This window comes from Iodobacter sp. (assembly GCF_025352645.1).
Classification (GTDB): Bacteria; Pseudomonadota; Gammaproteobacteria; order Burkholderiales; family Chitinibacteraceae; genus Iodobacter.
This window is the reverse complement of sequence record NZ_JANXSO010000115.1, coordinates 1-13,677: the sequence shown is the minus strand read 5'-3', so window position 1 is coordinate 13,677 and position 13,677 is coordinate 1. Positions and strand designations below refer to the sequence as shown.

The window sequence follows — 13,677 nt, the reverse complement described above, 5'->3', positions numbered from 1 at the left end:
ATTTACGCGGTGTTCAAGCTAGAAAGCTTAAAGATCAAGCACAAAGCTAACCACTTTGCGCTACGCGCCAAGCTCTATATCAAAGCAACCCAGCAGGCCTTGGTGGAACTACAAAACCTGCGGGCTGCGTAACATCAGTTAGAATGGCAGCCTACGTCTGCATACGCCTCTTCGCTGAAAGTGGCGGTGGAAGATACGGGCGTTGGGATGTGCCAGTCTGATCATGAGCGGGTATTTTTGCCGTTTGAGCGTGCAGAGCAAAGCGAATCTCAGGAGGGGCACGGTCTAGGGCTGGCCATTGCTTCACAAATGGTCAAAAGCATGGGGGGAGAGCTGCAAGTGGAGAGTGCTGTGCAGCTAGGTAGCCGCTTTTATTTTAGCCTCTGTTTGGCTCATGCAGAAGAAGTACCCGCGCCGCTTGCTTTTACAGCAGCGGGCCCCGAGCTGCCTGCTGAGCGTGTGCGGCAACTACATGCCCTGATTGCAGGTGGGCAGGTCACTGAGATTGAAGACTGGTCTGGAAGAATAGCGGGTTTGTCGCCAGCACATGCACGCTTTGCGCGGTTGCTTAATGAGGCAGTACATGAACTAGATTTTGCAGCATTACAGGCATTGGCCGCCAGCTTAGTGGCCGTGCTTGATGCCGATGGCCTAGCCGCTGCTGGCGCGAGCCGCCCCTGAACGAGCTATCTTTTTTGCCAGCAATGTGTGGTGGGCTTTGAATCTATGTGCATGTAGGTCAAATCTTGGAAGCGAACTAAACTATGCAGGCGCTGCTTGCTGCACTCTGAGCAAATAGCGCCCTTAATAACGGGGTTGTGCCTAGGGTCTGTTGACGTTTCATTCACGGCTGCGTTTGACCCAGTTTTGGGGCTGGGCCGGAAAATGGCCATTCACTGCGTTATGCTCCTCGACAATAACCCGTTATTGCCTTCGTCGCATGCCTTGTGCCTAGCCATTTTCCGGCTCAGCGCAATTGTGAATGAAACGTCAACAGACCCTAACCTCGGTTTTGCTGAAGCCACGCTTGCACAGAAGCCCTTGCCCACTGGGTGTTGGCAAAGTTCTTGAGCTTTTCTGGTACTGGGTCGCCATTTTTGATTAGGCGCTGCAGCATCAGGGCGAGGTCGGTGTCGGCGATGCACCATTCGGTAAAGAGGGATGTCTGATTATCAGAAATGAGCAGATCAGCCATTTTGATGAGTTTAGCGGCTGCCGCTTGAGCCTCGGCCGAAAGGGGCTGATCGTTAGGTGCAAAAAACACCACATTGGTGGAGCGCTCTTGGCGCAGTGGTAGCAAATCACTACGCAGCCATGCTTGGATCTGCCGTGCTCTGGCGCGCTGTTTGGCGTCTTTGGGGTAGAGCGCGGCATATTGCGGTGCAGGGAATTGCTCTTCTAGGTATTCCGTAATCGCAGAAGATTCAGATAAAGAGAAATCACCATCCACTAGGGTGGGCACACGGCTAGTCAAAGATTGCTGGCTATAGGTATTTTGCTGTTGATCGCCCGCGTCTAGATCTAGTGTTTTGATTTCAAAAGGCAGGCCTTTCTCTAATAGCGCAACAAAGACCGACATGGCGTAAGGGCTGGTAAAAAGAGATTCAGCATAAAGTACAAAAGGCGTTTGGCTCATTGTGGCATCCTTGTTGGAGTGGTTATGGCTAGGTTTGCTTACATCTTGCCATCATGTATACGTCAGAAAACTGGCCGTTTCTAAAGGCATAGTTCTTGCACAGGCCTTCTTTGATAAACCCATGTTTTTCATAAAGGGCGAGGGCGGGTAGATTATCGGTGTAGACCGATAATTCAATACGGCTGATCGCTCGCCACATGCTTGCGGCGCGGATTGTTTTCAAGGTGCAAACCCAGCTGCCCCAGTACCTCCGTGCCTTGTACGGCAACCAAACTATAGGTGTTATTGGTGGGGCTGAGCCTCGCCTCCCATTGTTCTAGTGATGGAAAAGGCGCTTGTAGCGTGGCGGAATAGTTACTAGGCTCAGCATAAAGCTGGCGAATCTGTTCTATATCTTGTTTTTCACTATGCCTGATGCTGTACATGCGGCCACCTGTTTAGCTATGTCTTTGTAAGGCCAGTGTATCAATCTGAATGAGTGCTGTCAGTATTTATTCGTGGTTAAAAAGGGCTAAATGGCTAGGCTTAATCCTCCGATGCTTTGCTGCTTGTTTATTTGCTGATGCCGCAATAATGACATCTATTTGGTAATTGTTCTCATTTGAGATGAGAAGGGTGAGTGTCATAATAAAAAGCAGTAATGTGAACGGTCATCGTTTGTTTTACTTACTTAGTAATGCAGTTTGGTGAGGCGGCTGGCTTATCTAGCATGGCGTGATTCGCCGTATTTATTATAGGGATTAGGGTTTGTTTATTTCGTTTGAAAAGAAGACTTACGGTGTTTGCTTGGCGGGTTTGCTTACTTTGGGTTTTAGTCAGCTAAGCTTTGCGGCTGATGCAGCTGCGCCGCCTGCAAGGCAGACATTAGATCAACAGGCAAACACTGGCGAGAATGCACAAACCCACGATGTGCTTGGCACTGAGCTTGCCGCATACCCAGAGCTTGAGCTGGTTACTCCGCTGGCATTAGGCCTACAGCGAGGGAGTGATCGGCAGGGGGGTGTTGTGATTGATCGCCGCATGTTTAAGCATCTGCGTGTGGAAAAAAATGCTGATATTTTGCCAGGGAAAAAGGAAAGGGAATTGCAAGAGAGCGAAGCGTTACGCTCGAAACTTGCAAAAAGTGCGTTTGCAGAGGCTTTAGAAAAGGCAAAGCATGAAGAAGAGGCCCGTGCCGATCGGGCAGCAAGAGAGCGCGGGTACTTAGAGGCGCAACAGATGCAGCGATACGAGTGTATCCCTGTGCCAAGCAATAAGGGAGCATTCCCTAGTCATTGTGCACCGCAGGTGAGTGGCGTGCCTTTGACGCAGCATCGCTTGTTTCCTCAGTAAATCGCTTATTTCTGTGGTGCGGCACGGGCAGGTGCTTATTTAATCATGAGTAAAAAGTAAGCAATGGGTGGAATAAGCAGCCCCATGCCGGAGAGCAGCATTTTTCCTGGCCATGCGGCAATTTGCCAGCGGCGCAAGCAGTAAACCGCAGCAAGCGGAAAAATAGCTAGCATGCCCGCCGCCCAAAGCCAGTTTTTATTGCCCAGTGCCGTCATCAAAGACACCATCAGCCCAACAAAACACAGTGCAACGCCAATAGAAAAAACAATCACTAAGAGGCCGATTAGCCAAGGTGAGGTAAGAAGAAGCACGGTTTTTTCCTGAGTATTGATCGTATGTAGGGTGGGAGCAGCCCTAGACCGCCTGCGCGGTGAGGGCATGTGCGCGTGGGCATCTAACTTGCCCACCCTGCATTTCTTTTAGATGGCGTAGCTATCAGGGCGCGCGGGGGTGCCTGCTGACTGAGTCAGAATCTCATAACCCGTTTCGGTTACTAAAATGGTGTGCTCCCACTGCGCGGATAAGCTGCGATCTTTGGTGACGATTGTCCAACCATCGCTCATGCCTTTAATCTCGCGTTTGCCTGCATTAATCATCGGCTCAATGGTAAAAATCATGCCCACTTTGATTTCAGGGCCAGTGCCTGCCTTGCCGTAATGTAAAACTTGTGGGTCTTCATGGAATTTGGTGCCAATACCGTGGCCACAGAATTCACGCACCACCGAATAGCCTGCACCTTCGGCATATTTTTGGATGGCCGCGCCGATATCACCAAAGCGTGCGCCTGGTTTTACCTGATCAATCCCAATCCACATTGCGTTGTATGTGACTTTAGCCAAGCGGCGCGCTTGTGGCGTGACATCGCCAACTAAATACATACGGCTATTGTCACCGTGGTAACCATCTTTGATAACGGTGATATCTAGGTTTACGCAGTCGCCGCTTTTAAGTGGCTTATCCGCAGGAATGCCGTGGCACACCACTTGGTTGACCGAGGTGCAAATGGCCTTAGGGTAAGGCGTGTAACCCGGTGGGCAGTAGTTAAGCGGTGCGGGGATGGTGCCTTGCACGTCACGCATATATTCGTGGCAAAGGCGGTCGATTTCGGCTGTGGTGACGCCGACTACTACAAAGGGGGTGATGTAATCGAGTACTTCGCTGGCAAGCTTGCCTGCAACACGCATTTTGGCGATATCGTCGGCGTTTTTAATAACAATAGACATAGGTGAACCTCAAAATAAGGAAGAGAGGGTGTGGCCTCTCTTCATTGGTGTTCTTTAGGACGCCTCGAAAACCCTAGCGGCACGATCCGGTCTTACTTCGCAATTGCTCGTCGGATAGATCAGTCATATAACTGGCGAACAATTTAATCGTGCTCTGTAGAAAAAGAGGTTTTCGAGGATTACATTAGCGTAATTCTTGTACCTTAGCGTTTTTGCTTTCAGGTAGCACAATGTTTACTTCTAAAACTTCAAAATCATCTTTGCGATCCAGTTGAACAATGATGTCTTCTGGATTAATCGCTACATATTTAGAGATGACGGCTATCAGCTCTTTTTGCAATTGGGGCAGGTAATCAGGGGTATTTCTACCGTTTCTTTCGTGCGCCAAAATAATTTGCAAACGCTCTCTTGCAACCGACGCCGTTTTTTTCTTTTCACCGAAGAAATAGCTCAGAATAGACATATTTAACCCCCGAATAGCCGTTTCCAGAACGGTGCCTTGGGTGTTTCAATAAAACGTAATGGACGCTCTTCACCCAAGAAACGGGCGACCACATCTTTGTAAGCCTCAGAAACATCGCTGCCCGCCAAATGAATCGCTGGGCTGCCTGAATTAGACGCTTGTAACACGCTTTCGGATTCTGGAATTACGCCGATCAATTTAATGCGTAATAAGTGCTGAACATCATCAAGCGATAACATCTCGCCTGAATCAACCCGCTTAGGACTATAGCGGGTAATCAGTAGATGCGTTTTTACTGTGCCACCGTCTTCGGCGCGTTTAGATTTAGCATCTAAAATGCCGATGATGCGGTCTGAATCTCTTACGGATGAGACTTCAGGGTTGGTCACGACGATGGCTTCTTCAGCAAAATACAGCGCCATAAATGCGCCGGTTTCTATGCCTGCTGGGCTATCGCAAATAATGTAATCAAAGTTGCTTTGTTCTAGTTCTTTTAGAACTTTTTCAACACCTTCTTTAGATAGCTCGTCTTTGTCACGTGTTTGTGATGCAGGCAAGATATAAAGGTTGTCGCAGTTTTTATCTTTAATCAATGCTTGGTTAAGCGTGGCTTCACCCTTGATTACATTGACGAAGTCGTAAACCACACGACGCTCGCAACCCATGATTAGATCAAGGTTGCGCAGGCCCACATCAAAATCAATCACGGCCGTTTTGAAGCCGCGCAGAGCAAGGCCAGAGGCAAAGCTGGCGCTGGTGGTGGTTTTGCCAACGCCGCCCTTACCTGATGTGATAACAATGATTTTTGCCACTATAAATCCCCTGATTTCTTTATATTTAATTAGTTTCGTTTAAGGCTTCGATCACGATTTTTTCTTGATCTAAGTAGATTTGTGCTGGCTTGGTGCGAATCGAATCGGGTAGATCTTCTTGTAAAGAACGGTATATGCCTGCAATAGACACGAGTTCGGCCTCCATGCAGGTAGTAAAAATTCTGGCCTGATTATCACCCTTTGCACCGGCTAGCGCACGGCCACGCAGAGGTGCATAGACGTGAATGTTGCCATCAGCAATCACTTCAGCTCCTGCGGACACCAATGCCAACACGATTAAATCGCCGCCTTTGGCATAAACTTGCTGCCCAGTGCGTACTGGCCGCGTAATCACCAGCGCAGGTGGCGGCGGTGCAGCTTTATTGGCGGTGGGAATGGGGGTAGAAAGTGAATCATCTTGCAAAACAACCAAACCTGCAGATGCCGCTGCGAGTTTTTGATCGCTATTGCCGCCATGTACGGCGATGGGTAAAAGGCTGAATTGCTGTAAAAGCTTAACTAAGGTGCCAACTTCTAGTGCTGAAGGCAGCTCAGGTAAGCTACTAAAATCAATAATAAGTTGCTCGCCGGCCAGAAAATGCTCACGTCCACCTAGCTTTTCAAAGAGTGCGGCTTCTAATCGGCTGGGGTCTAGTGTGGCGGGGACAAAAGACAGGAGTTTGATGCTGCTGCTTTTAAACTCAAAAATACTGTCTAAATCAGAGGCCGAATGTGTCATGCGAGTAAGCCGAGTAAGTGCGTTGATCGTTGAGGGCTCGAGTTTACCGTGTAGTGCAACGGCAAGGAAGCTGTGTTATAGCGTAAGCACAAATGAATGAATAATCGTGGGAATAGTGCAAGCAAATTTACAACCCTCCCTTGATTGTTTTGCTTCGCTGAAGCAAAACAATACGCTAGCCACAGAAAACACGAAATACACAAAGAGAAGCGATCGCATGACTGGTTTAGATATAAGCGATGCACTGCCTGCAATAAATAGCCGTCTTGTTGTCTATTGGTTTTATTTCGTGTTTTTAGTGGATTAACCGTCCCCACTTTTTAGTAGGTGCGGCGTACTAAACCTGTGCGGTGCATGATGGTGGTGGCCAATTCCTCAATCGACATACGGGTGGTGTTGAGATAGGGCACGCCCACGTGGCGCATCAGCGCTTCGGCTTCGGCGATTTCAAAGCGGCAGTTTTCAATGGATGAATATTTGCTGTCTGGTTTTCTTTCTTCACGGATTTCTGTTAATCGCTCAGATTCAATGGTTAAACCAAACAATTTATTGCGGTAAGGAAGGAGTAGTTTTGGCATAGTGTGGTTGCCAAAATCTTCGGGTGTCAGTGGATAATTGGCAGCTTTTATCCCAAATTGCAGGGCTAAATAGAGACAAGTGGGTGTTTTTCCTGATCTTGAGACGCCCACTAAGATCAAATCTGCTTCAGAAAGATCGCGTGGCATCACGCCATCGTCGTGGTTAAGTGTGAAATTAACCGCGTCAATTCGATTTTTATATTCTTCAAAATTAACAATTGCATGCGATTTACCCACCGTATGTGATGAGTCTTGACCTAGCTCGGCTTCAAGTGGGCCGATAAACATTTCAAAGAAATCGATGACTAAAGCTTCAGGCACATGGGTTAGCTTACGTATAACCGGATCAACCACCGTACTAAAAACCAATGGTCTGCAGCCATCAATGACGGAGTGCTTACGAATCTCCAAAGCCACTTCTATCGCCTTCTCAGGAGTATCGACATAAGGCAGGGTGACTCGGTGAAAGGTCACGTCTTCAAACTGGGTAAGCAGTGAGTGGCCGAGCATTTCGGCAGTAATACCAGTTCTGTCGGAGACAAAGAAAGCCGTGCGACGCATCGTAAATCTCCAAATATTGTGTGTGTAGGCCTGCCGTTTATTTTGGCTTGCCATCTATTGAAAGAGGTTTCTAGCTGCAAAAAAAGCGGGTTTACGCTCTGTTTTGCACGTTTTTTTCCGTTAATAGTAAGCTTTTTGCTCAAAAACACCAAAAATCTGTCTTTATCTTATTAGGCTCTGCCTTGCTAGCAGCCCATTTAGTAAGGGCTTCACTGCAAGTAATGGATTTTCCTGTAATGGATTATCCTGAGTTGTCTCTTAGCGCTCTCAGCCTAAAATGCACTCAGTTTATCGCAACGCAACATTTAAGAGGCCCGCACCATGTCCGAACGCTATGTGATCGATTTCGCCCATCTGCGTATGCACGATGTAGAACAAGTAGGCGGTAAAAACGCCTCGCTCGGTGAGATGATCTCTCAGCTTACAGAAAAAGGTGTGTCTGTTCCCGGTGGTTTTGCTACTACCGCAGCGGCATATCGACAATTTCTAGCCCATCAAGGCTTGGCCGATCGTATCGATGCGGCCATGAGCAGCTTAGATGTGGATGATGTGCGCCAGCTTGCCATTGTGGGCAAGCAAATCCGCACTTGGATTTTAGAAACACCGTTCCCAGTGCAGCTGGAAACTGAAATTAATGAGCATTATAAACTGCTTGGCGACGATGTAACCGTTGCTGTGCGCTCTTCTGCTACAGCCGAAGATTTACCGGATGCGTCTTTTGCCGGTCAGCAAGAAACATTTTTGAATATTCGTGGCTTTGAAAATGTCTTAGTGGCGATGAAAGAAGTGTTTGCATCGCTGTATAACGACCGTGCTATTTCTTATCGTGTGCATAAAGGCTTTGATCATAAGCTGGTGGCGCTATCGGCGGGTATTCAGCGCATGGTGCGCTCGGATCTGGGCGCGGCTGGGGTGTTGTTTACTATCGATACTGAAACCGGCTTCGATCAAGTGGTGTTTGTAACTGCGTCTTATGGCCTAGGTGAAACCGTGGTGCAAGGCGCGGTGAATCCTGATGAGTTTTATGTGCATAAGCCCACGCTGCGTGCAGGCCGCCCAGCGATTGTGCGCCGCCACTTAGGTGGCAAAGCCATCAAGATGGAATTCGATCTAGAAGCAGTGGCGGGTAAGTCCGTTAAAACGGTTGATGTGGCCCCAAGCGAGCGGAGCAAGTTTTCGATTAGCGATGCTGAAGTAGAAGAGCTAGCAGGCTACGCTTTAATTATTGAAGAGCATTATGGCCGCGCCATGGATGTGGAGTGGGGCCGTGATGGGATTGATGGCAAGCTGTATATCTTGCAAGCGCGTCCAGAAACGGTGAAATCGCAAGAAAGCAATGCTGAGAAGCTCACCAAGTTCCGCATGCTTGAAACGGGCAAGGTACTGGCTGAAGGCCGCTCTGTTGGGCAAAAAATTGGCCAGGGCCGCGTGCGTGTGATTCGTGATGTTTCTGAAATGGATAAGGTTGAAGCCGGCGATGTGCTGGTGTCTGATATGACTGATCCAGATTGGGAGCCGGTCATGAAGCGCGCCTCTGCCATCGTAACCAACCGTGGCGGACGTACCTGCCACGCGGCGATTATCGCACGTGAGTTGGGCATCCCTGCCGTGGTTGGTTGCGGCGATGCAACACGTGTCTTAAAAGATGGTGACTTGGTCACTGTATCTTGCGCCGAAGGTGACACGGGCAATGTGTATGAAGGGATCTTGAAGTTTGAGCGCATGGATACCTCGCTCGGCCAAATGCCTGAATCGCCCGTTAAAATCATGATGAATGTGGGTAACCCTGAGCTGGCATTTGAATTCTGCCAATTGCCTAATGAAGGCGTAGGCTTGGCGCGTTTAGAGTTCATTATTAACCGCATGATTGGTGTGCATCCGAAAGCCCTGCTGGCATACCCACATTTGCAGCCTGAGCTAAAAGCACAGGTTGAAGAGCGTATTGCGGGTTATCGCAGTGCGGTTGATTTTTATGTGGATAAAATCGCTGAAGGGATTTCAACGCTGGCCGCCGCTTACTGGCCCAAAAAAGTGATTGTGCGTTTGTCTGACTTTAAGTCAAATGAGTACGCAAACTTGATCGGCGGTGCGGAATACGAGCCGCACGAAGAAAACCCAATGATCGGTTTCCGTGGTGCAGCGCGTTATGTGGATAAGAGCTTCCGTGATTGCTTTGAGCTTGAATGCCGCGCGGTTAAGAAAGTACGCGACGTAATGGGCCTGACCAATGTGGAAGTCATGATCCCTTTTGTGCGCACCCTCAAAGAAGCCGAATGCGTGATCGATTTGCTCGAGCGCAACGGCCTGAAGCGCGGCGACAACGGTTTGCGCGTGATTATGATGTGCGAAATTCCTGCCAATGCCGTGCTGGCGGATCGATTCCTGCAATTCTTTGATGGTTTTTCGATTGGCTCGAACGATATGACGCAGCTGACCTTAGGGATTGATCGCGATTCTGGCGGCCCTGTTTCGCTGTCCTTTGATGAGCGCGATGATGCCGTGAAAGCGATGTTGTCGATGGCGATTAAAGCCTGCCGCAAAGCCAATAAATACGTGGGTATTTGTGGCCAAGGCCCATCAGATCATCCAGACTTTGCGCAGTGGCTGGTGGAAGAAGGCATTGAAACCATCTCGCTGAATCCTGATACCGTGGTTGAAACTTGGTTGTATCTAGCAGGTAAAGCAGCTTAAAGTTTGATTTGTCCACAAAAAGTATAAAAGCTACGAATAAACCAGAATGATATGGCGTGTTTTGCTCTATTTTCTGTGTTTTTTTGTGGCTTTGCTGGTTTTCGTGGAAGAAAACAGCTTTCATCTTGAACAAAATAGAAGCGGCGGGTTACGATTGTAGCTCGCCGCTTTTTATTTAAGAAAAAGGAATACTCGTATGTCCCATACCCGCGCCGATTTTGACCAATATATGGTCCCTAATTATGCCCCTGCCGCCTTTGTACCTGTGCGCGGAGCAGGGAGCCGAGTTTGGGATCAAGATGGCCGAGAGTATGTGGATTTAACTGGCGGCATTGCCGTTAATGCACTGGGCCATTGCCATCCCGCACTGGTATTTGCCTTAAATGAGCAGGGTAGCAAACTGTGGCACTTATCCAATGCGTTTACCAATGAGCCCGCATTGGATTTAGCGCAAAAATTGGTGGCGTCTACTTTTGCAGATCGGGTGTTCTTTTGTAACTCGGGCGCAGAAGCGAATGAAGCTGCGCTAAAACTGGCTCGCCGCGCGGCTATTGAGCGCTTTGGTGACAAAAAACATAAAGTGCTCTCCGCGCTCAATTCATTTCATGGCCGTACCTTTTTTACCGTATGCGTGGGTGGCCAACCTAAGTATTCGGATGGTTTTGGCCCAAAACCAGCGGGTATTGAATACTTTGAATACAATAATCTAGCCGCACTTGAAGCCCTGATCGATGATGACACCGCTTGTGTGATTATCGAGCCCATCCAAGGTGAAGGCGGTGTTGTGCCCGCTACCGCAGAATTTATCGCTGGCGTACGGGCATTGTGTGATAAACACCATGCCTTCCTGATCTTTGATGAAGTGCAAAGCGGCGCAGGCCGCACCGGTAGCCTGTATGCGTACCAAGAATACGGCGTAACGCCAGACATTCTAACCAGCGCCAAAGGTATTGGTGGCGGCTTTCCACTAGGCTGCATGCTCACTACTCACGATATTGCCAAGCATTTGGCCGTAGGTACGCATGGCACCACTTACGGAGGCAATCCTCTGGCATGTGCCGTGGGTAATGCCTTGCTAGATGTGGTGAACACTCCTGCCGTATTGGCTGGGGTAAAAACTAAGCGTACCTTGTTTGTGGCTGCCCTCAATCAAATCAATGAAAAATATGCGGTGTTTGCGGATGTTCGCGGCATGGGCTTATTGATTGGTGCGGAGCTTAGCCCCACATTTGCTGGCCGAGCGAAAGATCTGCTTAATTTAGCGGTAAAAGAAAACCTGATGATTTTAATGGCAGGCCCAAATGTGATTCGCTTTGCGCCCTCATTGGTGATTACTGATGAAGATATTCAAGAAGCCATGCATAGGTTCGAGCGTGCGGTAGCTGCGTTTATTGCATAAGCCTTTCTATTGTTAGATCATTCGCTTTGAATTAAAAAAACGACTCTTTGAGTCGTTTTTTTTGCGTGGATGGGCTCAATAAGGCTTGCTGCGGTGTAAGTTTGCCTAAGCCTATAAAAGCAGGCGTGCTATTCATGTCTCATTTCTCAGGAAAACCTTGATGTTCCTAACTTCTTAGCTATCTTCAAGTAGGTGTCAGCCTGAAGTGAGGGGCTTGGGAGGAGCGCTGCAAGCTAAAGTGCTTGTTTGCTGATGGTTTTTTGAAAGCTAGGGCGGTAAGTTCAACAGGCTACAAGTAGATGAGTAAAAAAATCACTTCACTATTGATTATGTACGGATGCCTGCAGCTCGCTACGGTGCTGCCTGCGTTTGCAGAAGAATCCGTACTATCATGGAGTGGTTTTGCAACGTTGGGAGGCGTGTATAACAGCACCGATCAAGGTGACTTTTTACGTGATTTGTCCCAACGCAAAGGGGTAGGCTATACCCAGCGCTTTGATCTTGGGGTGGACTCTAGGCTTGGCCTTCAGTTTGACCTGCGTGTTAATGAGTCGCTTTCTGCCACTGCGCAAGTCACCAATTTACGTCGCTATGACAATACATTTACTCCTGATTTTAGTTGGGCTTTTGTTAAATATGCGCCAAATGAAACGGTGCAAGCTCGCGTTGGGCGGCTCGGTTTTGATGTGTATATGCAGGCCGATTCACAGCATGTGGGCTATTCCTATTTACCCGTTCGCCCGCCCGTTGATTATTACGGCGGATTGCCTATTAGTTTTATAGATGGTGCTGATTTAGTGTTTCGGCAGCCATTAGGGGACGGGATTGTCACTGCAAAAGTATTTATTGGAGAAGCAAAAGAAAAGCTGCCCTTAAATGGTGTTGAGGGCAACATTAATTTGGCAGGCTCCTTGGTATGGGGCGGCTATTTAGATTACCAATGGCAAAATTGGCAATTTAGGGGCGGTTACGCTCAACTCACTTTAGAAAATGAAGTGCCAGGCTTTGATGTGCCATTAGCTATTTTACGCTCACCCCAAATTAATGCCATTAACCCTAGCTTGGCGGGCTTTGCTGATGCGGCTATGATCAAAGGAAAACAGATTGATTTTTTATCGGCGGGTGCGATTTACGACAATGGGCCATTACAAATTCAACTGATGTTTCGCCGCTTATTCGCTAGTACGATTGCTTATCCTGATAATGATGCGGGTTATATTATTCTTGGTTATCGAATAGGGAAATTCACTCCTTTTGCGGCATATTCTGAAATTTTCACTTTGGGAGTCAACAAAAATCCTGGCTTACCTGATGTGCCGATGTTTTCAGAATTGAATGCATTTATTAAAAATGTGCAAGGAGTTTATATTGATGACCAACACACTTATTCTATGGGTGTTCGCTATGATGTTATGCGTAATTTGGATTTAAAATTTCAAATAGATAAAGTGCAAAGTAGAGATTCATTTCAATGGGCAAATAAACAGCCCGGTTGGAATGGAAATGCCACAATTTATAGCCTGACATTAGATTATATTTTTTAAGGCAATGTAATGCGAATCTATGCCTTTTTACTTTCTTTGCTATTAAGTCACGCTGCTTTTGCGGCGGACTGGGTGGTGATTGTCCATCCTAATAGCGGCGTAGAAAAGCTGAGTAAAAATGAAGTGGTTAATATTTTTATGGGGCGTTATCGTAAGTTCCCTTCTGGGCAAAATGCAGTGCCACTTGATGTTGTTTCCCCTCCATCTGATCGTGAGCAATTTTATAAATTTTTGTTAAATAAAGAATTGGCCGATGTGGATGCTTACTGGGCAAGATTAAAATTCTCAGGGCAGATTGCACCACCTATCCCTGTTGATGATACGGATGCCATTTTAGATATGGTGGCTAATCATGTTGGCTTTATTGCCTATTGCGATAAAAAGAAAGTAAGCGCTAAAGTTAAAGTGGTTTTGGATTTAAGTCGTTAATTTAAGGAGATTACTATTGCTGATTATGCCGCTTGCTAAAAAATATCTATATATTTCATATCAGCCAATATACCGTAGGGGCGTTGCTTGCTGCGCCCCTATGGGCTATATCCCTTAATGTTGATTATCTTACCTGATTATGTCTCTTGCTCAGGATCCCTTGATTTAGCCATTCGCGCGGCGTAAAGTGAACGAACGTTCTGTTTTGCGGAGGTGGATCATGCCCATCAATGGCATTCAGATGCAAAAAGGCTTGTCTTTGCCTGAGTT

General features: G+C 47.7%; 14 protein-coding genes. 6 read left to right on the top strand and 8 right to left on the bottom strand.

The genetic code is table 11. The features are described 5' to 3' along the window. Positions 1 to 180 precede the first annotated feature (180 nt). A complete protein-coding gene (locus Q0R17_RS13010) occupies positions 181 to 681 on the top strand; it encodes an ATP-binding protein (RefSeq protein ID WP_293935725.1) in 501 nt (166 codons plus the stop codon). Between the two features lie 319 nt (positions 682 to 1,000). Here the strand turns inward: Q0R17_RS13010 and yfcF are convergent, their stop codons facing one another. Both yfcF and Q0R17_RS13000 read right to left on the bottom strand, forming a co-directional pair. Then, a complete protein-coding gene (gene yfcF / locus Q0R17_RS13005; RefSeq protein WP_293935724.1) occupies positions 1,001 to 1,636 on the bottom strand; it encodes a glutathione transferase in 636 nt (211 codons plus the stop codon). Between the two features lie 173 nt (positions 1,637 to 1,809). Next, positions 1,810 to 2,061 (bottom strand): hypothetical protein, encoded by a 252-nt coding sequence (locus Q0R17_RS13000; protein ID WP_293935723.1) that lies wholly within the window; start codon positions 2,059 to 2,061, stop codon positions 1,810 to 1,812. A 322-nt stretch (positions 2,062 to 2,383) separates the two neighbouring features. On the opposite strand from Q0R17_RS13000, the gene Q0R17_RS12995 reads away from it, so the two are divergent. Continuing rightward, positions 2,384 to 2,968, top strand: coding sequence for a hypothetical protein (locus Q0R17_RS12995; protein WP_293935722.1), 585 nt, complete (start codon positions 2,384 to 2,386; stop codon positions 2,966 to 2,968). A gap of 35 nt (positions 2,969 to 3,003) precedes the next feature. On the opposite strand, the gene Q0R17_RS12990 is transcribed toward Q0R17_RS12995, so the two are convergent. The 6 genes from Q0R17_RS12990 to Q0R17_RS12965 form a co-directional block, all read right to left on the bottom strand. Further along, the gene (locus Q0R17_RS12990; protein ID WP_293935721.1) at positions 3,004 to 3,279 is read right to left on the bottom strand and encodes a hypothetical protein; all 276 of its coding nucleotides are present in this window, start codon (positions 3,277 to 3,279) and stop codon (positions 3,004 to 3,006) included. A 108-nt stretch (positions 3,280 to 3,387) separates the two neighbouring features. Then, positions 3,388 to 4,191 carry a type I methionyl aminopeptidase gene (gene map, locus Q0R17_RS12985; RefSeq protein WP_293935720.1) on the bottom strand — a complete coding sequence of 268 codons (804 nt, stop codon included), beginning with the start codon at positions 4,189 to 4,191 and terminating at the stop codon, positions 3,388 to 3,390. Positions 4,192 to 4,375: 184 nt separating this feature from the next. Beyond that, on the bottom strand, positions 4,376 to 4,654 hold the full coding sequence (gene minE, locus Q0R17_RS12980) for a cell division topological specificity factor MinE (protein ID WP_293935719.1): 279 nt from the start codon (positions 4,652 to 4,654) through the stop codon (positions 4,376 to 4,378). A gap of 2 nt (positions 4,655 to 4,656) precedes the next feature. After that, complete coding sequence (gene minD / locus Q0R17_RS12975; protein WP_130107571.1) at positions 4,657 to 5,466, bottom strand: septum site-determining protein MinD; 810 nt, start codon at positions 5,464 to 5,466, stop codon at positions 4,657 to 4,659. Between the two features lie 25 nt (positions 5,467 to 5,491). Continuing rightward, complete coding sequence (gene minC / locus Q0R17_RS12970; protein ID WP_293935718.1) at positions 5,492 to 6,205, bottom strand: septum site-determining protein MinC; 714 nt, start codon at positions 6,203 to 6,205, stop codon at positions 5,492 to 5,494. A 320-nt stretch (positions 6,206 to 6,525) separates the two neighbouring features. Beyond that, the gene (locus tag Q0R17_RS12965; RefSeq protein ID WP_293935717.1) at positions 6,526 to 7,344 is read right to left on the bottom strand and encodes a pyruvate, water dikinase regulatory protein; all 819 of its coding nucleotides are present in this window, start codon (positions 7,342 to 7,344) and stop codon (positions 6,526 to 6,528) included. A gap of 321 nt (positions 7,345 to 7,665) precedes the next feature. Between Q0R17_RS12965 and ppsA the strand changes: the two genes are divergently transcribed. The 4 genes from ppsA to Q0R17_RS12945 all read left to right on the top strand — a co-directional run bounded on the left by ppsA (position 7,666) and on the right by Q0R17_RS12945 (position 13,407). After that, on the top strand, positions 7,666 to 10,035 hold the full coding sequence (ppsA, locus tag Q0R17_RS12960) for a phosphoenolpyruvate synthase (RefSeq protein WP_293935716.1): 2,370 nt from the start codon (positions 7,666 to 7,668) through the stop codon (positions 10,033 to 10,035). Between the two features lie 196 nt (positions 10,036 to 10,231). Beyond that, positions 10,232 to 11,434, top strand: coding sequence for an aspartate aminotransferase family protein (locus Q0R17_RS12955; RefSeq protein ID WP_293935715.1), 1,203 nt, complete (start codon positions 10,232 to 10,234; stop codon positions 11,432 to 11,434). A 299-nt stretch (positions 11,435 to 11,733) separates the two neighbouring features. Continuing rightward, a complete protein-coding gene (locus Q0R17_RS12950) occupies positions 11,734 to 12,978 on the top strand; it encodes a hypothetical protein (protein WP_293935714.1) in 1,245 nt (414 codons plus the stop codon). A 9-nt stretch (positions 12,979 to 12,987) separates the two neighbouring features. Continuing rightward, positions 12,988 to 13,407 carry a hypothetical protein gene (locus Q0R17_RS12945; RefSeq protein WP_293935713.1) on the top strand — a complete coding sequence of 140 codons (420 nt, stop codon included), beginning with the start codon at positions 12,988 to 12,990 and terminating at the stop codon, positions 13,405 to 13,407. Positions 13,408 to 13,677 lie beyond the last annotated feature (270 nt).